Source organism: Sphingobium sp. YR768, assembly GCF_900111125.1.
Lineage (GTDB): Bacteria > Pseudomonadota > Alphaproteobacteria > Sphingomonadales > Sphingomonadaceae > Sphingobium.
Genome location: NZ_FOGE01000006.1, coordinates 64,342 through 84,609, shown reverse-complemented (window position 1 = coordinate 84,609; position 20,268 = coordinate 64,342). Strand labels below are relative to the sequence as shown.

The 20,268-nt window shown below is 64.8% G+C and carries 16 protein-coding genes; 15 read left to right on the top strand and 1 reads right to left on the bottom strand.

Annotated elements, in window-relative coordinates; genetic code table 11:
- The first annotated feature begins 108 nt into the window (after positions 1-108).
- The 7 genes from BMX92_RS09920 to BMX92_RS09890 all read left to right on the top strand — a co-directional run bounded on the left by BMX92_RS09920 (position 109) and on the right by BMX92_RS09890 (position 8,455).
- Positions 109-861, top strand: coding sequence for an SDR family NAD(P)-dependent oxidoreductase (locus BMX92_RS09920; protein WP_093015819.1), 753 nt, complete (start codon positions 109-111; stop codon positions 859-861).
- A gap of 122 nt (positions 862-983) precedes the next feature.
- Positions 984-1,661, top strand: coding sequence for a winged helix-turn-helix domain-containing protein (locus tag BMX92_RS09915; protein WP_093015816.1), 678 nt, complete (start codon positions 984-986; stop codon positions 1,659-1,661).
- Positions 1,658-2,677: a sensor histidine kinase gene (locus tag BMX92_RS09910; protein ID WP_093015813.1), complete on the top strand. Its 1,020-nt coding sequence runs from the start codon at positions 1,658-1,660 to the stop codon at positions 2,675-2,677. Before BMX92_RS09915 ends, BMX92_RS09910 begins: the two co-directional genes overlap by 4 nt.
- A 40-nt stretch (positions 2,678-2,717) precedes the next feature.
- Positions 2,718-3,824, top strand: coding sequence for an efflux RND transporter periplasmic adaptor subunit (locus BMX92_RS09905; RefSeq protein ID WP_093015810.1), 1,107 nt, complete (start codon positions 2,718-2,720; stop codon positions 3,822-3,824).
- A gap of 8 nt (positions 3,825-3,832) precedes the next feature.
- A complete protein-coding gene (locus tag BMX92_RS09900) occupies positions 3,833-6,925 on the top strand; it encodes an efflux RND transporter permease subunit (RefSeq protein WP_093015807.1) in 3,093 nt (1,030 codons plus the stop codon).
- Positions 6,918-7,217, top strand: a complete 300-nt coding sequence (locus BMX92_RS09895; RefSeq protein ID WP_093015804.1) for a DUF3240 family protein — start codon at positions 6,918-6,920, stop codon at positions 7,215-7,217. Before BMX92_RS09900 ends, BMX92_RS09895 begins: the two co-directional genes overlap by 8 nt.
- A complete protein-coding gene (locus BMX92_RS09890) occupies positions 7,214-8,455 on the top strand; it encodes a TolC family protein (protein ID WP_093015801.1) in 1,242 nt (413 codons plus the stop codon). The genes BMX92_RS09895 and BMX92_RS09890 overlap by 4 nt, the downstream gene beginning before the upstream one ends.
- 13 nt (positions 8,456-8,468) lie before the next feature.
- Here BMX92_RS09890 and BMX92_RS09885 read toward each other — a convergent pair whose 3' ends face one another.
- The gene (locus tag BMX92_RS09885) at positions 8,469-10,577 is read right to left on the bottom strand and encodes a winged helix-turn-helix domain-containing protein (protein WP_177184985.1); all 2,109 of its coding nucleotides are present in this window, start codon (positions 10,575-10,577) and stop codon (positions 8,469-8,471) included.
- A 219-nt stretch (positions 10,578-10,796) separates the two neighbouring features.
- Between BMX92_RS09885 and BMX92_RS09880 the strand changes: the two genes are divergently transcribed.
- The 8 genes from BMX92_RS09880 (at position 10,797) to BMX92_RS09845 (ending at position 20,228) form a co-directional block, all read left to right on the top strand.
- Positions 10,797-11,240, top strand: coding sequence for a hypothetical protein (locus BMX92_RS09880; RefSeq protein WP_093015795.1), 444 nt, complete (start codon positions 10,797-10,799; stop codon positions 11,238-11,240).
- Complete coding sequence (locus tag BMX92_RS09875) at positions 11,233-12,576, top strand: DUF418 domain-containing protein (protein ID WP_177184984.1); 1,344 nt, start codon at positions 11,233-11,235, stop codon at positions 12,574-12,576. The genes BMX92_RS09880 and BMX92_RS09875 overlap by 8 nt, the downstream gene beginning before the upstream one ends.
- A gap of 85 nt (positions 12,577-12,661) precedes the next feature.
- Positions 12,662-13,810 carry a bile acid:sodium symporter family protein gene (locus BMX92_RS09870; protein ID WP_093015789.1) on the top strand — a complete coding sequence of 383 codons (1,149 nt, stop codon included), beginning with the start codon at positions 12,662-12,664 and terminating at the stop codon, positions 13,808-13,810.
- Positions 13,807-15,147, top strand: a complete 1,341-nt coding sequence (locus tag BMX92_RS09865) for an AtzE family amidohydrolase (RefSeq protein WP_093015786.1) — start codon at positions 13,807-13,809, stop codon at positions 15,145-15,147. The genes BMX92_RS09870 and BMX92_RS09865 overlap by 4 nt, the downstream gene beginning before the upstream one ends.
- Positions 15,144-16,511, top strand: coding sequence for an NCS2 family permease (locus BMX92_RS09860; RefSeq protein ID WP_093015783.1), 1,368 nt, complete (start codon positions 15,144-15,146; stop codon positions 16,509-16,511). Before BMX92_RS09865 ends, BMX92_RS09860 begins: the two co-directional genes overlap by 4 nt.
- Positions 16,508-17,422, top strand: a complete 915-nt coding sequence (locus tag BMX92_RS09855; RefSeq protein ID WP_371262305.1) for a 5'-methylthioadenosine/S-adenosylhomocysteine nucleosidase — start codon at positions 16,508-16,510, stop codon at positions 17,420-17,422. Before BMX92_RS09860 ends, BMX92_RS09855 begins: the two co-directional genes overlap by 4 nt.
- Positions 17,422-18,999 carry a gamma-glutamyltransferase family protein gene (locus tag BMX92_RS09850; protein WP_093015777.1) on the top strand — a complete coding sequence of 526 codons (1,578 nt, stop codon included), beginning with the start codon at positions 17,422-17,424 and terminating at the stop codon, positions 18,997-18,999. The genes BMX92_RS09855 and BMX92_RS09850 overlap by 1 nt, the downstream gene beginning before the upstream one ends.
- On the top strand, positions 18,993-20,228 hold the full coding sequence (locus BMX92_RS09845) for an allantoate amidohydrolase (protein ID WP_093015774.1): 1,236 nt from the start codon (positions 18,993-18,995) through the stop codon (positions 20,226-20,228). The genes BMX92_RS09850 and BMX92_RS09845 overlap by 7 nt, the downstream gene beginning before the upstream one ends.
- Positions 20,229-20,268: the final 40 nt, after the last annotated feature.

Sequence of the window (20,268 nt, the reverse complement as noted above, 5' to 3'; positions counted from 1 at the left end):
CTTTTATGGAACGCTAAGTGCCAATATTGCCGACTACAAGCCTTATCGTTCGAAATCTATTTCCAATGGGCAGCGGCGATCCCGCCGACAAACACAAGGAGACAGACAATGACGAACGGGTTCAACAACAAGGTGGTGGTCGTGACCGGCGGCACCAGCGGCATCGGACTGGCCACGGCCAAGGCTTTCGCGGATGCAGGCGCGTCGGTATTCGTCACCGGCCGCCGTCAGGAAGCACTCGACGCAGCGGTCAAGGCCATCGGCGGTCGCATCACCGGCGTCCGGGGCGATATGGCGAACCTTGCCGATATCGATCGGCTCTATGACGCCGTTCAACAGCAGCATGCCCAGATCGACGTCCTGTTCGCCAATGCGGGTGGCGGTGAATTCGCGCCGCTGGGCAGCATTAGCGAAGACCATTATCAGCGCACCTTCGACACCAATGTAAAAGGCGTGCTCTTCACCGTGCAAAAGGCGCTGCCGCTACTCCGGGACGGCGCCTCCATCATTCTCACCGCGTCGACCACCAGCATATCGGGCACGCCCGCCCTCAGCGTCTATTCGGCGACGAAGGCCGCCGTGCGCAATTTCGCCCGCAACTGGATATTGGACCTCAAGGATCGCCATATCCGGGTCAATGCCGTCAGCCCCGGCGTGACCGAGACGGCGGGCCTCAACGAACTGTTCGGCGGTGGGGAACAGGCCGAAGGCACCAAGGATTATCTGGCAGGCCTGATCCCGGCCGGACGGATTGGCCAGCCGGAAGAAGTTGCAAAGGCCGTCCTGTTCCTCGCGTCCGAGGAAGCCAGTTTCGTCAATGGCGTGGAACTGTTCGTTGATGGCGGACAGGTGCAGATTTGACGGGACAGGTTCCGACAAAGGGTGCCGGCTTTCGGGCCGGCACCTTTTGCCATGTATGACATCCGAGATAACCGCCAAAATTCTGTTGCCTTCCGGTCTCACCACGACGATGCGACAACATCATGCGCCTGCTGCTGATCGAGGATAATGGTCGTCTTGCCGACCTGCTGGTTGCGGGCCTTGCTCGCCGGGGCTTCACCTGCGATCACACGCCCAATCTCGACATGGCCACCGAAGCGATCGCGGCGCAGGTGCATGATGTGCTGATCGTCGATCGCGGACTGCCGGATGGCGACGGCATCGCCTGGCTGCGCGATATGCGGCGGCGCGGCCATATGCAGCCCGCCCTGGTCCTGACGGCGCGCGATGCTCTGGAAGACCGGGTGGCGGGGCTGGATGCAGGCGCCGACGATTATGTCGTGAAGCCCGCCGAAGTGGACGAAATTGCCGCCCGCATCCGCGCGCTGCTCCGCCGTCCGGGGCCAAGGGCGCAGACGCAATTGCGGTTCGGACCGATCATGGTGGATTCAGCCAGTCGGACGATGCTTTGCTTCGATCAGCCACTGGACCTGTCCCGGCGCGAGATGGATCTGCTGGAACTGCTGTTGCGGCAAGCCGGCGCCGTGGTCCGGCGCGACAGTCTGGAAAATGCGCTTTATGCCTTCAACGAACCGGTCACGCCCAACGCGGTCGAGGCCATCGTGTCGCGTCTGCGCCGCAAGCTGGAGGATGCGGGCGCGCAGGGCATGCTCCACACCGTCCGGGGCGTTGGCTATATGCTGCGCGAGGCCGCGTCATGACCCCGCGGCGATCCATTGCCCGTCGATTGTTCATCGGCCTTTCGATCGTCGGTGTGGTCGGAGCGACCCTGCTGCTGATCTTCATCATCCGCGAGCATCAGCAGAGTTTCAGTGCGCTGGGCGATCCCAACGCCGCGCGCCACGCCTTTCGCGAATTGTTCGAACATGTGGTGGTGCCGATCCTGGTGCTGATCCTGCCCATGGGCATGGCCAGCTTCATCGTCATCCGGCGCGCGCTGGAACCGCTGGGCGCTGCGGCCGCGCAGCTTCAGGTGATGGAGGGGCATGAACGCGGCGTGATGATCGATCATACCGCTTTCCCGACCGAGGCCGTGCCATTTGCCCAAGCGGTCAATGGCCTGCTTGCTCAGCTCGATCAGGCGGCCCGCAATCATGAGGCGTTCGCCGCCGATGTGGCGCATGAGTTGCGCACCCCTCTGGCGGTGATGGCGCTGGAACTGGACGCGCTCGATCATCCCGATGCGCCACGCCTGCGCGCCGAACTGTTGTCTATGCGGCGGCTGATCGATCAGTTGATGCTGTTGGCGCGGGTCGACGCGCAAAGCCTGGCCCATTCGATGCGCGACACGCTGCGGCTGGAGGAGATCGGCGCCGATGTCGTCAGCCTGCTGGCCCCGGGCGCGATCGGTGCGGACAAGAATCTGTCGCTGACCCGCGTCGGGGAAGCGCCGCCGATTACAGGCCAGCGCGAAACGGTAGCGGCAGCCCTGCGCAATCTGGTGGAAAATGCCTTGCGCGTGACGCCGCGCGGGGGCGCCGTGACGGTTCTCGTCGGCCCTGGCCCCAGACTGCGCGTCAAGGATGGTGGCACCGGCCTGACGCCCGATCGCTTGCAACAATTGGTCCAGCGGCATCATCGCGCGGATCATGCCAGTCGGGAAGGCGCGGGACTGGGGCTGGCCATCGTCGCGCGGATCATGGCCGCTCATGGCGGTCGTCTGCACAGCGTGCCGGAAAGTCAGGAACTGATATTAGATTTTACATCGGCGGCCTGATCGTCAGGCTCTCGTCAGTTTCGCGCCATAGGCGGGAGCCATGCTCCAGTCGCTTCGTATCGCACAGGCCGCCATCCCTTGTGCCCTTGCCCTCCTGTCCCTGACCGCCTGTTCGGGCGAAGAGACCGCCGTCCGCAATGAAAGCGCAGCCGCCCCGTCCGATCCCGGCATGATCGCGCTCAGCGCGGACAATATCGCGCGACTGGGTCTGAAATTCGCCGCTGCGGTTGAAGCGGCCGAAGCGCCGATCGCCGTCGTCCCCGCCATCATCGCGCCCCCGCCCAATGCACGGGTCGCGGTCGCGGCTACCTTCCCCGGCGTCGTGACTCGCATCCTGGTGGTCGAAGGGCAGGATGTAGTGCGTGGTCAGGCGCTCGCCATCGTATCGAGCCGCGACGTATTGAGCATGGGCGCAGACCTCAGCCGGGCCAGTGCGCGGCTGGGTGTCGCACAATCGAGCGCCAATCGCCTGTCGCAACTGGAACGGGAGGGCGTCGTTGCCGGTGCCCGCGCCGATGAAGCCCGCGCGATGCTGGGTGAGGCGCGCGCCGACGTGTCGGAGAAAAGCCGCATATTGCGCATGGTGAACGGCTCTGGCGCCAGCGGCAGCTATACGCTGACTGCGCCGATCGCAGGCAAGGTCACGGCCGCCACCATCCATGCCGGCAGCGTGGTTGACGGCACCACTGCTCCTTATGTGATCGATGCCGCCGGCCAATATGAAGCGCAGGCGCAATTGCCCGAACGGCTCGCCGGACAGGTGAAGCCGGGCATGACGGTGGCGCTGGGCGATAGGCTGCGCGGCACCGTGACGTCGGTTGGCTCGACCATCGATCCCGCGACCCGCTCCGTCACGCTCAAGGCAAAGCTACCCGCTGGCCCCGGCGCACTGGCGGGCCGCGCGACCAATTTGTCGCTCTTTGGCCCTGCCCCCGCCGGCGCCGTGACGATCGACCAGAATGCTCTTGCCACATTGGCGGATGGCGAAGCCGTCTTCGTCCGCTCGGCCAAGGGCGTCGAAATCCGCAAGGTGAAGAGCGGTGGCAAGGACGGCGACCGCATCCTGATCCTCTCAGGCCTCAAGCCGGGCGAGCAGGTGGTCGTCACCGGCACCAGCGCGCTCAAGCCCATGGCGATGGGCGAGTAAGCCGCGCCATGTTGAAATCGCTTGCCGCCTGGGCGCTGTCCTATCGTCTGGTCATCGTCGCGCTGTCACTGCTGACCGCAGGGCTGGGCGCCTGGGCCTTCGTCAACCTGCCGGTCGATGCCTATCCCAATATCGCGCAGACGCAGGTCAAGGTGATCCTGAAGGCGCCAGGCATGACGCCGGAGGAAGTGGAAAGCCGCGTCATCACGCCGATCGAAATGGAAATGCTCGGCATTCCGGGGCAAGCCATCCTGCGCTCCTCGGCCAAATATGCGATTGCCGACATCACCATCGATTTTGTCGATGGCACCGACATCTATTGGGCGCGGCAGCAGGTGGCCGAACGCCTGTCCGGCGTGATGGCCGACCTGCCCGAAGGCATAAATGGTGGCATGGCGCCGATTTCCACGCCGCTGTCCGATGTCTTCATGTTCACCATCGAAGGGCCTTTGAGCCTCGAGGAAAAGCGGACCCTGCTCGACTGGACGATCCGGCCTGCCCTGCGCACGGTGCCGGGCGTGGCCGATGTCAATGCGCTGGGCGGCTACGTCCGCACATTCGAGGTGCGGCCCGATCCGATCGCGCTGGCAAGCGCAGGCCTCACCGTCACCGACCTGTCCGAAGCAATCGAACGCGGCAATCGCAATGACGGCGCGGGCCGCCTGTCGCAGGGCGAGGAATCGCTGATCGTGCGTGCGGTGGGCGCGATCCAGTCGGAAGCGGACCTGCAATCGCTGGTCATTGCGACCCGAAACGGCCGGATCGTGCGCATGGGCGATGTCGCGACCGTCGGCACCGGCAGCCTCACCCGCTATGGCGCGGTCACGGCAAACGGCAAGGGCGAAGCGGTGCAGGGACTGGTCATCGCGCTGCGTGGCGCGGATGCCGGCGTCGTGGTAAACGGCATCAAGGCGCGCGTCGCCGAACTGGAGAAGACTCTGCCGAAAGGCGCCCGCATCGCCGTCTTCTACGATCGTTCCGACCTGATCGGCCGAGCCGTCGGCACGGTCGAAAAAGCACTGATCGAGGCGACCGTGCTGGTCATCATCCTGCTGATCGTCTTTCTGGGCGACTGGCGCGCGGCGGCGATCGTGGCGGCGACATTGCCCATGTCGGCGCTCGTCACCTTCCTGATGATGCGCGGCATGGGCTTGTCGGCGAACCTGATGAGTCTGGGCGGCCTTGCCATCGCCATCGGCATGCTGGTCGATGGCGCGGTCGTGGTGGTCGAAAATGTCGTCGAGCGCCTGAACCATGCCAAGGAAGAAGGCGGCCCGCCCCGGCTGAACATCGTGTTCCGCGCCACCAGCGAAGTGGTCGTGCCAGTGTCGGCGGGTATCCTGATCATCGCGCTCGTCTTCCTGCCGCTGCTTTCGCTTGAAGGGCTCGAGGGCAAGCTGTTTGCGCCCGTCGCGCTCACGATCATCTTCGCGCTGGCGGGATCGCTGCTGATTGCCCTGACTCTGGTCCCGGTCCTGTCGTCGCTGGGCCTCAAGTCCGGCCATCATGGCGAACCCTGGATCATGCGGAAACTGACGCCGCGCTATCGCCGCCTGCTGGACGCCGCCTTCGCCCGCAAGCGCCTCGTCTATGGCTCGGCGGCGCTAGGCTTGGTTCTGGCGGGCCTTGCCTATGGCGCGGTCGGCAAGACCTTCATGCCGTCGATGGATGAAGGATCGGTGATCGTGCAGACCGCCAAGCTGCCGACCATCAATCTGGACCAGTCTGTGCTGGGCGACGTGGCCGTGCAGCAATCGCTGATGAAGGATGTGCCGGAAATCCAGCAGATCATCGCCCGCTTGGGTACGGACGAAATCGGTCTGGACCCGATGAGCCCGAATGAAACCGACAGCTTCGTGGTGTTGAAGCCGCAGAAGGAATGGCGCGGGGACAAGCAGTTCGTGGTCGACGAAATCCGCAAGTCGATCGACCGGCTGCCCGGTATCGAGCCGACCTTCACCCAGCCGATCGAAATGCGCGTGTCGGAAATGCTGACCGGGTCGCGCGGCGACCTTGCCGTCAAGATTTTCGGCCCGGACCTCAACACACTGTCCGACCTTGCCGGACAGGTGCAGAAAATCCTGTCGAAGACACGTGGCGCATCCGAAGTCATGACCGTCGCCAACGACCATGTCGACTATCTGCAACTCGACATCGATCGCAGCGCGGCCGGCCGTTTCGGCATGCCGATCGACCAGATGCAGGACACGCTGCGCGCCCAGATCGAAGGCGTCCACGCCGGTGTCGTGGCCGACGGGCAAAAGCGCGTGCCGATCCTGATCAAGGGCGACGATACGATCCGTAGTGACGCCACACGCTTCGCCGACCTGCCGCTGCGCACCCCCGACGGCACGGTCGCGCGCGTCAGCGACATGGCCCGCGTCGAACGCACGCAGGGGCCGGTCAAGCTCGATCATGAAAATGGATCGCGCTATGCGCTGGTGCAGGCCTTCGTCTCTGGCCGCGACCTTGTCGGCTATGTCGATGAGGCGAAGGCCACCGTCGATCGCGAAATCAGAATGCCCGCGGGCTATCGCATGGTCTGGGGCGGCCAGTTCGAAAATCAGCAGCGCGCTTCGGCCCGGCTGATGCTGGTCATCCCGGCGGCGCTGCTGCTCATTCTGCTGGTCCTATTGCTGACGCTGCGGTCGCTGCGCGCGTCGCTGCTTATCCTGGCCAATATTCCCTTTGCGATGGTGGGCGGCATCGTGTCGCTCTGGATATCGGGCGAATATCTGTCCGTTCCGGCTTCGGTCGGTTTCATCGCTCTGCTTGGCATCGCGGTTCTGAATGGCCTCGTCCTCGTCGCCTATTTCCGCCAGTTGCGGGAAGAGGGGCAGAGCATGGCGCAAGCCGTGCGCCTCGGCGCCGAACGGCGGCTGCGGCCCGTGCTGATGACCGCCAGCATCACGGCCTTCGGCCTCGTCCCGCTGTTGTTCGCGACCGGGCCGGGATCGGAAATCCAGAAGCCGCTTGCCATCGTCGTGATTGGCGGACTGCTCAGTTCGACCCTGCTGACCCTCATCCTGCTGCCCATCCTGTTCGAGCGCTTCGGTGAAAGCGCCCGGGACGCCGCCGCCCTGGAATCCACCGATGACTGACATATTGCTGACCTTCTATTGCGCCCTGATCGATCAGGATGGCGTTGCTGATGCCCTGCGCAGCGTCACCCACGCGCCACTTCACCTACGGGAGGAGCAAGTGCTGGGGCGCGACTTTCAGGACGCACGCCCCGCCGAACAGGTGCGCGGCGCCCTGCGCCGGGCCGCGATCGACCTGATCGTGGAAGCGCAGGAACGGGAGGCGCTTGTGACCGCCGTCACCAACGCTCGCCGGGGCCATCCCGTCCGCTGGCACAGCAGCGCCATTTCGGCGCGGGGTCGCATTCTATGATCCGCTATATTCTCCTGATCGGCGCCGCCATCATGGCCACGCCCCTTCTAGCCCAGCGCGCCGACCTGCCGCCCGAACCGCTCGTCATAGAAGCGCTGGACACCCATCCCGCCGTCGCCGCCGCGCAGGCCCGGGTCCGGTCGGCACAGGCCGGTTCGGATATGCTGCGCCGGGGCAGCCACGAATTCACCTTCCAGGGCACGCTGTCGCGCCGTTCCGCCGAAGGGGAAGGCGATTATGCCGAATATGACGTGAACCTCACCCGCCCGATCCGCCTGCCCGGCAAGGCGGCGCTGGATCGCAAGGCGGGCGAACTGGGTGTCGAAGTCGCGCATAATCTGATGGAGGACATCCGGCACCAGACGGCGCTGGCCTTTTCCGACAATTGGCATGACTGGCTGATCGCCAGCGCCCAGCATCGCACCGACCTCGATTCCATGCAGAGCCTGAAGGATGATCTCGCCGCGATCCGCAGGCGCGCGCAATTGCGCGACGCATCCTTGCTGGAAGTGGATCAGGTGCAATCGGCGCTGGCCATGGCCGAGGCGCAGGCCGCGACATCGCAGGCGGCGCGGGACGAGGCGCGAGTGAAGCTCGCCGCCAACTTCCCCGGATTGCCCCTGCCCGAAGAGGCACCGGCGCCAGCCGCACCGGCGATGCCCGCCGACAGTCTCGAAATATTGCGCGATCTGGTGATCGAACGCAGCCATGAAATCCGCGCATCCGAGCGGGAAGCGCAAAGGCTGGCCACGCTGGCCCGTCGTGCTTCAGCCGATCGCATCGCCGATCCGTCGCTCGGCCTGCGCGTGTTCAGCGAACGCGGCGGTCTGGAAAAGGGCGTCGGTCTGGTCGGCTCCATCCCGCTGGGCGGCGGCTATCGCCGCGCCGCGCATGATCAGGCCAGCGCGGAGGCGGGCGCCGCCGATCTGGATCTCGCTCGCGTCCGCCGCGAAGCGGAGGCGACCGCTTCCGCCGACCTTAGCAATGTCAGGGCCCATGACAGCATATGGCGCAGTATGGAAAATGCCGCGTCCAGCGCCGCCGCCGCCGCCGGAAGGACAAAACGTGGCTATGAACTGGGGCAGGTCGATCTGACCGATATGCTGCTGGCCCGCCGACAGGCCAATGACGCCCGTCGGCAGGAAATCGAAGCGCGCGGCAACCTGCTCCGCGCCATATTGAAAATCCAGATCGATGCCCATGCCGTCTGGACCTCGCAGGAGGGGCATGAAGATTGAATGGCGCAAAGCGTCAAGAAATAGGCAGACCCGGAAAAGCCGCATGCAATCGTGCTAGCAGCGGCGCGGGCAACAGGGCTTTGCTCATGCTGCTATCGCGCAAGGCCGTACGCATCTGTTTAGCCTGCGCAGCACGGCCTCGGCGCGCCACCGCATCGGCAAGGCGAACATCTCTTTTCCACAATGCCTGAAAACGGGGATCACGCTGCATCGCGGGCGGGAAAGGCGCACTTCCATAAGGCAGGGATGGCAACCAATAGACCGACATGGCCTGCAACGCACGGCCCAGCAGGGCAATCGCCCGGTCATATTGTCCCGCACAGGCATATTCGATCGCCAGGATGAAGGTCAGATCATCCCGCGCGCGTCCCCCTATCGTCGCCAGTGACAGCCCCCCGGCATCATAGCGCGCCAGTTCCACGTCCAGAATAGCAAGCAGCGCTTCCGGTCGCCCCGCCATCGCAACCAGAGCGACACGACACCGCCGGATCGTCCATGCGATGGCCGCGCTGGTCTTTTCGCCTTTCTCCAGACGGTCGACATACGCCTGCAATCCTACGCGATCATCCTGCGCAACCAGCAGATAGTAGATTTCATAAAGCAGAAAATAGCTGTCGGGCCAGTTCCTCAGTTCCTGATAGTAGAGCGTCATCGCCGCATGATCATACCCCGCCAGAAACAGCAGCCGAGGCAAGGTGATCCGATGCCACAAATGCGTGTCGGTCAGTTGCTTGAGCGTCAGCCCATGGTCCAGTCCGGCCACCACATCGCCCAAAGTCGCCAGCAAATGCGAATAGGCCCAATGCGCATCCGCATTGGCGGGGTCGTTGACGATCGCATGACGGAACAGGGTCGCCGCATCGTCCCATCGCCAGCTGAACCGGCGATACAGATCGGCAATTCGCACCATCGCCCCGGCATTGGCCGGATCGGTCCGCAAGGCCCGCCGGAGGAGTAGCAATGCCTGATCGACCCGCTGCTGCGTGGTCAGTTTCCGCGCGGTGATCGCATGGGACCAGCCATTGCGCGTCAGGTCCGCCATGACGATCAGTGCGCCGGGGTTTTCCGGGGCCAGCACCAGCGACTGTTCGGCAAGGGCCACGGCCCGATCCGCTGAATCCTGCGCCGCATCCTGCTGCCCTGTCAGAAACAGATCCCGCACATCATCGCATAACAGCCGCGCTGCCTCGCTTAACCGATAGGCTTCGGGATCCCCGCGCATGGCGACCGATGTCGGTGGCGTGGACGCTACAGGCAGTCGCAGCACAAGCTGTTCGATCAGGGCAGCAGACAGGTCGCGTTGCAAATCCGATATCCCGGCCATCGCCGCATCGATCGAACCGGACCAGAGTTGTTGATCGCTGCCTGCATCCGTCAATGTCAGGGATAAGCGCAATCCATCCTGCCCTATCCGCGCCACACTGCCATCAACGCGATAATCGGCACTACCCGTTCGATCCTTCTCGTCCTTTCCTGCTGGCCCTGACAGCCTCAGTCCAGGAACGCGCGCGAGATCGCTGCGCAAGGCATCGCTGGTCGTCCGGCCGATCACCTCCAGCGCATGATCGCGCCCCTCGATCGCCAGCGGGTTGATGACCAGCAACCGATCTGTAGAGCCCGCGCTAGGCCAGCCGATCCTGGCGCCGACCGCCAGCAGGGCAACCCCGCCGGTCGTTATCGCAATGACGCCGCGACGGCTGACCTCGCCCATTGGCAGGGATTCAGGCACAGCATCAGGAACAATATCGGTCGAAGGAGCTTCCGCACCCTCGCCTTCCTGCACCGTCAGTCGATAGCCGATGCGCGGCAGCGTCTCCATCTGGAAGCTGCCAGCGGCAATGCCTCCGGCCAGAAGGCGGAGATGCGAGATAACGCGGCTGACAGCATCGTTGCTGACGATGCGCCCAGCCCAGCAGGATGCGATCAACTCGTCACGGGTGACAATCACCCCTTTAGCACGTGCCAGGCCGACGAGAACCTGCATCATGCGCGGTTCGATGACCTGCTCCTGACCCGCAGGATCTCGGATCAGACAATTGGCCGGATCGACCTGCACCATGCCGAGGCGGAACGGGGCAGTCCGGGCCAGCACGACGGCATCGCTATTTGCGTTCGGATTCATCACCATATCCCCCAGACCTGTTTGGCCTGTCGGCATGGCCGGATCAAGCCGCGCACAGGTTCCACCCCGTGCGTCAGACATGCCGGTGTCGCAGCGACATGCCTTCACGCCTAAAGATCGGCAATCCATCGGCGAAAGATCGGCGCCCGCAATCTGGCCAGATCGGCCGCTCCGACGGCACAATCCGGACCACAAATCAATGGTGGGGCTGGCAGGGATATGGACGGGAAAAAGCCGCAACAGGATGAGCGACTATGGCGGGAGGCCGGGCCTGTTCTCACGACCTGCGACCATGCCGCGCATCTCGAAGCAATCAACGACAGGCTCTCTAACATCCTACGACAGGAACGGCAGACCAATATTGTCCATCTGTCATCGGGCCCAACCCACGATATCGGCGATCTCGCGAAGCCGGCAGACCAGCCCCGGCTTTCATGGCGTTTCTGGTATGGCGGAATCGCGCTGGCGATCTTGCTGGTCATCGCGGCCATCTGGACGGCGCTCGCTGCCGTTCCGCTTCTCGCCGGCCATGCCCGCCAACTGATGCGGGACAGCGAAGCCGCGCTTGCCCGCGCCATTCCGACCGAGCCCGGCGCACGCCGTTGGCGGTCTCGCTTCAAGTCGCGCCCTTCCCTCCCTTCATGGACAGACAATGATGACTGACACTTCCATCAATCCCGTCAGCCCGACCGCCCGCTTCCAGTCTCTCGACGTCCTGCGCAGCTTTGCGGCTCTGGGCATATTGCTCGTGAACATTCCAGCCATGGGCCTGTCATGGGACCGGCCGCTCCCACCCTTCCCCGTGCGCCTGAACGCAGACTGGATCGCGCTCGCCATCCAGGAAGTCAGCGTCGCCGGCGCCATGCGGGGCCTGTTCACCCTGCTGTTCGGGGCGGGGATGATCGTCATGCTAACCCGGCCCGATCCCGCACGGGAAGAGGCGGCGCAACGCACCTATTTTGCCCGTTGCTTCGCACTTATGCTATTGGGCGTCGCCAATTTCGCGCTGTTCCTGTGGCCGGGCGAGATATTGTTCACCTACGGCGTGGGAGGCCTCATCCTCTTTCTGTTCCGCAAGGCCGATCTGCGCCTTCTCGGCATGGCGGCTGCGACATCCCTGATCCTGATGCCGATCGGCATAGATCAGGCACGGCAGGAAAGGATGGAGATGCTGCGTCTCGCCGATGCGGCCACCGCCGCAACACAAGCTGGGAAGAAGCCCAGCAAGGAACAGGCGGAAGCCCTCAAGACCCGCGACGAGAAGATAAAGGCCCTGACGTCACCGGAAACGCGCGCCAGGGAGCGAGCGACCCGCACATCCTATCCCGCCCTGCTGGTGTGGAGCATGGAAAAATGGTCGGAAATCAGCTTCACTGGTCCTTTCACTCTTGCCTTCCAGTTCGAAACGCTGGGCTTCATGCTGATCGGCATGATCCTGTTCCGGACCGGCGTGCTGACGGGTCGGCGCTCGCAACGCTTCTACGCCCTCATGGCCATCGGCGGACTGGTGCCCGGCCTCATCCTGCGCAGCATCGTCCTGATGACCGCATGGCAGGCCGGTTTCGTGCCGACGGCGCACTCGGCGACACTCCAGCTCTGGCTCTATCAACCCGGTCGCCTGTGCATGACGATCGGCCTGTTGGGGCTGGTGTCCTTCCTGCTGAAGATCGGCGCGCTGGGGCGTCTGGCCGATATACTGGCGGCCGTGGGCCGCACTGCCCTCACCACCTATATCGGCCAGTCCATCATCACTTCGCTGCTCTTCTATGGTCTGGGTTTCTACGACCGGTTCGGCTTTGCGCAACTCATGGGCATCGCGGTCCTGATCTGGATCGGCCAATGCGCCTTCTCCATGCTATGGCTTCGCCGCTTCGACATGGGACCAGCCGAATGGCTGCTGCGATCGATCACCTATGGCCGGATGACGTCCATCGGTCGGCGCATCCCGACAGACGACGCCCCGCCAGCATTGAGCAGTAGCAACAGTTTGATGGCATGAAATTTCTCCAGCGCTCTATTTTTTGCAACGTTCCGTTGAAGTCATTCTATTGGATCGGTAGGGGGAAGGCGCGCATAAGGCCGCCATGCAGCGCCCTTCCCTCGCTCCGCTACGGATCGATCCCTTTTTGCTATGGCTCATCGCCACGGTCGCGGGCGCGTCTCTCCTCCCTGTTCGGGGTTCGGCCGCTACCCTGGTCGATATTCTGGCCGATTGCGCCATCGCCCTGCTGTTTTTTCTGCACGGCGCCAAATTGTCGCGGGACTCCATTCGGCAGGGGGCCGGCAACTGGCGGCTGCACCTGCTGGTCTTTGCCTCCACCTATATCCTGTTTCCGATCGTAGGCGTCACGCTGGCGCTGCTGATTCGGGGGTGGGTCGATCCCGTGCTGGCATCTGGCCTGCTCTATCTGACCTTGCTGCCTTCGACTGTGCAATCCTCGATCGCCTTCACCGCCATAGCGGGTGGCAATGTTGCTGCCGCTGTTTGCAGCGCTTCCCTCTCCAACCTGATCGGCATCGTGTTGACACCCTTGTTGGTGGCGCTGGCGCTGCATGTCGATGGCAGCGGCGGTTCGGCGGCGCTCCATTCGATCCAGAGCATCGCGCTGCAATTGCTGCTTCCTTTTGTCGCCGGGCATCTGCTGCGCCCGCTGATCGGCGGCTTCATCGATCGCAACAAGGGGATATTGGCGCCGGTGGATCGGGGATCGATCCTGCTGGTCGTCTATGCCGCCTTCAGCGCGGCGGTGGTCGGCGGCATCTGGACCCAGGTCGGGGTTGGCGATCTGCTGATCCTGCTGACGCTCAGCGCTCTGATTTTGGCAATCGTGATGGGTGTGAATGTCGGTGTCGCCCGCCTGTTCCGTCTGCCTCGCGAAGATGCGATCGTGCTGCTCTTCTGCGGATCGAAGAAGAGCCTGGTATCCGGCGTGCCGATGGCCGGTGCGCTATTCCCTGCCGCGCAGGTCGGGCCGTTGATCCTGCCATTGATGATCTTCCACCAGTTGCAGCTTTTCCTGTGCGCTGCACTCGCCATGCGCTTTCGTCGTCAGCAGGAAGACGGCGCTCACCCGACCGCCCTGCCCCGCACAGAAGCGGAGATCAGCAGCGCGGCCGCCGCCATCGGCCTGCCCATCGATCCCGCCTGCATGCCCGGCGTCGTCGCCAATATGGCGCTGCTCGATCGTCATGCCGGGATCATGCTGGCCAGCGACGGAAAGGGGCCGGCATGACCGGGGCTATCGCCATCGCGCAATCCGTGCGCAGCGGCCGTCTGTCGGCGGTGCAACATATCGAGCAATGCCTGATCGGGCTGGCCGAGCGGGAGGCGCCACTCTGCGCCGTCACCCGCATGCTGGCCGACCGCGCGCAGCAGGAGGCAAAGCGGATCGATGCGATCGTCGCAGCGGGTGGCGATCCGGGGCCGTTGGCCGGCGTGCCCTATGGCGTGAAGGATCTGTTCGCCGTCACCGGCCTGCCCACCACAGCAGGGTCACGCCTCTATGCCGATGCGCCGCCAGCCACAGCCGATGCGGAGGCCATCAACAGGCTGCGTGACGCCGGTGCGATACTGGTCGCCACGCTCAATATGGATGAGTTCGCTTATGGCTTTGCGACCATCAACGCCCTGCATGGCACCACCCGCAACCCGCATGATTTGAGTAGGCTGGCTGGCGGATCATCCGGCGGATCTGCGGCAGTCGTGGCCGCTGGCCTGCTGCCCTTCTCTCTGGGTTCCGACACAAACGGATCGATCCGCGTGCCCGCCAGCCTGACTGGCCTTTATGGTTTGAAGCCTACCCATGGCAACCTGCCGATGGATGGCGTGTTTCCGTTCGCCGACAGTTTCGACGATATCGGCCCCTTCACCGGATCGCTGGCCGACATGGCCCTGCTCTGGGAAATATTGACCGGCCGGTCGGCCACGCAAGAAGATCGACCGTTGCGTATCGCGCGCCTTGGCGGCCGCTTTGCCGAGAATGTCGATCCCGATCAGGTCGCCGCCATGGACGCGATCGCCCCCGATGCCCCGGTCGTGACGCTGCCGGACATTGCCCGCGCCCGCTCCGCCGCCTTCCTGATCACTGCCAGCGAAGGCGGCAGGCTGCATCGCGATGCACTCGGGCGCAGTGCCATGTTGTTCGATCCGCAAGTGCGCGACCGCCTGATCGCCGGCGCGCTGCTGCCCGACGATCTCTACGAAAAGGCGCAGGCGTTCCGCACCGCCTTCCGCGCAGCCGTGCTGGACCTGATCGCGCCCTATGACGTCCTGATCGCCCCCGCCACACCTTGCACCGCGCCGCCAGTCGACGATCCCCGCATCCTGATCGACGGCGCGATGAGCGCGGCCCGCGCCGACCTTGGCATTCACAGCCAGCCGATCAGCTTCACCAGCTTCCCTTCGCTCTGCGTTCCGCTCTATCGTCCGGATCGACTGCCATTGGGCCTGCAACTGATCGGCAAGCCGGGAACGGAACCGGCGCTATTTCAATTCGCAGCCCAACTGGAGCAGAAGGGCATTACCGGCGTCAGTCTGGCGGCCGGCGCATATTCGGGGGATATTGCATGACGCAGCCGCAAGTCGCGGAGACAGGAGCGCCACCAGCGCCCTCGGGACCATTGGATCGCTATTTCGGCCTTAGCCAGCGCGGCACATCCGCACGGACAGAGGTGCTGGCGGGGGTCACCACCTTCCTGACCATGGCCTATATCGTGCTGGTCAATCCGGCGATATTGGGCGCGGCCGGGATGCCGGTCGCCTCGGTCGCGGCGGCCACCTGCTTCGCCGCCGCCTTTGCCTCTATCCTGATGGGGCTGACCGCCAATGTGCCGCTGGCGCTGGCGCCGGGCATGGGTCTCAACGCCTATTTCGCCTTCACCGTCGTCGGCCAGATGGGCGTGCCATGGCCAATCGCGCTGGGTTGCGTGTTCATTTCCGGTATCGCCTTCCTGATCCTGACCGCGACCGGCGTGCGGCAACTGATCGTCGCGGTCATCCCTACCTATCTGTTCGCGGCGGTCGCGGGCGGCATCGGCCTGTTCATCGGCTTCATCGGCCTGAAAAATGCCGGGATCGTCGGCGCCAATCCGGCGACCTTCGTGGCGTTGGGCGACCTGAAAGCCCCGGGCGCGGCGCTGGCGCTGCTGGGCCTGCTGGTCATCGGCACCCTGTCCGTCTGGAATGTGCGCGGCGCGATGCTGATCGGTATCGTCGCCACTACCATCGTCGGCTGGCTGACCGGCATGGTCACGGTCAAGCCTGAACCCTATAGCCTGGACGCGCTGACCGGCACCGCCTTCAAACTGGACCTGCCCGGCGTGTTCGGCCTGACCGGCAGCCATGGGCTGGGCCTGCTCGAAATATTGTTCGTCTTCCTGTTCGTCGATCTGTTCGACAATATCGGCACGCTGGTCGCCGTCACCAAACGCGCGGGACTGATGGACGCGGCGGGGCGCATTCCCGGCCTCAATCGTATCCTGACCACCGACGCCATCGCCACGGTCGTCGGGTCGATGGCAGGCACCAGCACCGTCACCTCTTATGTCGAAAGCGCGGCAGGCGTGCAGGCGGGCGGGCGAACCGGCTTGACCGCGGTCGTCACCGGCATCCTGTTCTTGGCTACCATGTTCGTCGCTCCCTATGCGCAACTGGTGCCGCTGGCGGCGACCGCCCCTGCGCTGATCATCGTTGGCGGCCTGATGCTGCTGCCACTGACCGAAGTGGAGTGGGAAGACCCGATGTCGGCCATCCCCGCCTTCCTGACGGTGGCGATGATCCCGCTGACCTTCTCGATCGCCAATGGCCTGGCCTTTGGCATCACCGCCCACGCTGCGCTCAAGGCTTTGCGCGGCACGGCCACGCGCAAGGATTGGTTCCTCTTCCTGCTCGCCGGCCTCTTCGTTATCCGCTTCGTCTGGATGGGAGCCGCCTGATGCGCGTCCTTGCCTTCACCCTGCTGGCGCTCGCCGCCCTCCCCACCCCGGCGCTGGCGCGCAAGCTGGACAGCACGCCCCGCACCGTCGTCATGACCGCCTTTCCCCCTGAATGGGATGCGCTGGTCAAGTCGGTGGACAAGCCCAAAAGCTACAAGATCAACGGCCTCACCTTCCTGACCGGCAAGATGGCGGGCAAACCGGTACTGCTGATGCAGAGCGGCGTGTCGATGGTGAACGCCGCGATGAATACCCAATTGGTACTGGATCGCTTCACCATCCGGCGGATCGTCTTTTCCGGCATTGCCGGGGGCGTCGATCCCGGCCTGTCGATCGGCGACGTCATCGTGCCGCAGGACTGGGCGCAATATCTGGAAGTCTCCTTTGCCCGCAAGACGGGCGATAGCTGGAAGGTGCCCGAAGCCGTGGATGCGGAGGCGCCGGCCAATTGGGGCATGATGTTTCCGCGCGGCGTGCGCATGGGGAATGCAGCGGAACCGGTGAAGCGCCATTACAGCTTCGGCGTCGACCCGGCACTGCTCGATCTGGCGAAGAAGGTTGCGGGCGACGTGAAGCTGGAGCGCTGCGTCCAGAATGAATCCGCCGCCTGCCTGCCGCATGATCCCAAGATCGTCGTCGGCGGCACCGGCGTTTCGGCCGGTGTTTTCGCCGACAATGCCGAGTTTCGCGATTATCTGTCATCCGCATGGAAGGCTCGCGTGCTCGACATGGAAAGCGCAGCCGTGGTGCAGGTCGCCTATGCCAATCAGGTGCCAACGATCGTCTTCCGCAGCCTGTCGGACCTTGCCGGTGGCGACGCGGGCGAGAATCAGATGGTCGCCTTCATGGCGCTCGCCTCGGTTAACAGCGCACATGTCGTGCGCGCCTTCGTCGCGGCGCTGCCCAACTGATGGCGCTGGTCACCGTCTCCGGCCGCAACGGCATGGTTACCGCCCCGCACGCGCTGGCGAGCGAGGTGGGCCTGTCCGTGCTGCGCGACGGCGGCAATGCGGCGGAAGCCTGCGTGGCTGTGGCGGCCTGTCTGGCGGTGGTCTATCCGCATATGACCGGCATCGGCGGAGACGGCTTCTGGGTGATCCGCGAGCCCGATGGGCGCGTGCATGGCATCCATGGCTGCGGCGGCGCGGCGGCCAAGGCGGACCTGTCGCTCTATGCCGGGCTGGAGGCGGTGCCGACACGCGGGCCGCTGGCGGCGAACACGGTGGCAGGCACGATATCGGGTTGGGCGGCGGCGCTGGAGGGCGGGACGCTGCCCCTGTCGCGCCTGTTGCGTGATGCGATCGCCCACGCACGGGCCGGCGTGCCCGTCACGGCCGGCGGCGCGGGCATCGCGGCGGCCAAAGGCGACGAACTGCGCGACCAGCCCGGTGCTTATGCGGCGATTTTCGAGCCGGAAGGCCGCCCGCTGGTTGAGGGCGACCTCCTGCGCCAGCCGCAACTGGCTGACACGCTGGAGCGGCTGACGAAGGAAGGGCTGGAGAGTTTCTACACCGGCCCGCTCGCGGCCGACATCGCCGCCGATCTCGCCGCGCTGGGCAGCCCCGTATCCGCCGCCGATCTTGCAGCCCATGTCGCCACCCGCCCCGATCCGCTGCATGTCGGGATCGGCGGCGCGACTCTCTATAACAGCGCGCCGCCCACACAGGGTTTCGCCTCCCTGCTGATCCTCGCCCTGTTCGACCGGCTCCAAGCACCGCAGGCCGACAGCTTCGATCATGTCCATGGGCTGGTGGAGGCGACCAAGCAGGCCTTCCTGATCCGCGACACCCATGTCGGCGATCCGGCCTTCCACGCTTATGACTGGCAGGGCCTGCTGGACGATCCCGCCGCGCTCAATGCGCTGGCGGCGAAGATCGATCCGGCCCGCGCGCTCCCCTGGCCACAGCCGCCCCAATATGGCGACACCTGCTGGTTCGCGGCGGCCGATGGCGAAGGCCGGGTCGTGTCCTGCATCCAGTCCACCTATCATGAGTTCGGTTCCGGCCTCGTCCTGCCGAAGACCGGCATCACCTGGCAAAATCGGGGCTCCAGCTTTCGCCTCGCGGAAAGCGGATGGAATGCGCTGAGGCCCGGCCGCAAGCCTTTCCACACGCTCAATCCCGCGCTGGCCTGTTTCGATGACGGCCGGATCATGGCCTATGGCACGATGGGCGGCGAAGGCCAGCCCCAAACGCAGGCCGCCCTCTTCACTCGCTACGCCCGCTATGGCATGGACGTGCAGGAGGCGATTTCGCGCGCCCGCTGGCTGCTGGGCCGTACCTGGGGCGACCAGTCGACCACGCTGAAGCTGGAGGACGGGTTTGACGATGCGCTCTATGACGCTCTCGCCGCCGCCGGCCATGATGTGGAGCGGGTCGGCCCGCTGACCGCAACCATGGGCCATGCCGGCGCGATCGTCCGCTACGCCGATGGCCGACTGGACGGCGCCACCGACCCACGCAGCGATGGCGGGGTAGCGACATGGTGACGGGCGGAGCCAGAGCCGTTGCCCGCTGCGACATGCTGGGCGTCTCGCCCTATAGCGACATGGAGGGCGGCCTTTATCGCGCTTATCTAACGCCCGCTTATACGGCTGCGCAGGGCAGACTCGCCGGATGGATGGAAGAGGCCGGCATGACCGTCCGACGCGATGCCGCCGCCAACCTTATCGGCCGCTATGAAGGAACCGACGCCACCGCACCTGCCCTGCTGATCGGCAGCCATCTGGACAGCGTGCGCGATGCCGGCCGTTATGACGGGCCGCTCGGCATCATGCTGGGCGTGGAGGCTGTCGCCGCCTTGCATCAGGCCGACAAGCATCTACCTTTCCCGATCGAGGTCATCGCCTTTGGCGACGAGGAAGGATCGCGTTTCCCCGCCGCCATGCTGACCAGTCGGGCGGTGGCCGGGACGCTCTCCCCGGACGCGCTTGACCTGCGCGATGGCGATGGCGTGGCGTTGAAGGACGCCGGCGTCGACATCAGCGCCTATCTCTCCGCCGTTCGCGCACCCGGCACGACGCTCGCTTATCTGGAAGCGCATATCGAACAGGGGCCGGTGCTGGAGGCCAAGGGCCTGGCCATCGGCACCGTCACCGGCATCGCTGCGCAACTGCGCTTTCAGGCTGTCGTCACCGGACAGGCCAATCATGCCGGCACCACCACCATGGGCCTGCGCCGCGACGCCATGACCGGCGCGGCCGAGATGATGCTGGCGATCGAGCGCATCGCCCGCGACGACGCCTCCGATCTGGTCGCGACCGTCGGCCGGGTCGATGCGCTGCCCGGCGCGCCCAACGTCATTCCCGGCGAGGTGCGCTTCACCATCGACGTGCGATCGGGCAATGAAGACCGGCGGAACCGCGCCGCACAGGCTATCCTCGTCGCGTTGGAGGACATCGCGTCCACCCGTCACCTCAGCCTGTCGCTCCAGCAGATCCACGACCTTCCCGCCAGCCCCTGCAATCCGGCGCTGATGGATCTGATGGACGCCGCTATCGTTGACACCGGGCATTCCCCCTTCCGCCTCGTCTCCGGCGCGGGCCATGATGCGATGGTGATGGCGGCGCTCTGCCCTACCGCCATGCTCTTCATCCGCTGCAAGGACGGCATCAGCCATAATCCGGCCGAACATGTCGATCCCGCCGATGTGGAAATCGCGCTACAGGCGATGATGGGCTTCATAGAAAATTTGGGAGAGACTTTTGTCCCCGCCTGATCTGACATTTGATCCGTCCCTGTTCGGCGAAATCGACCCG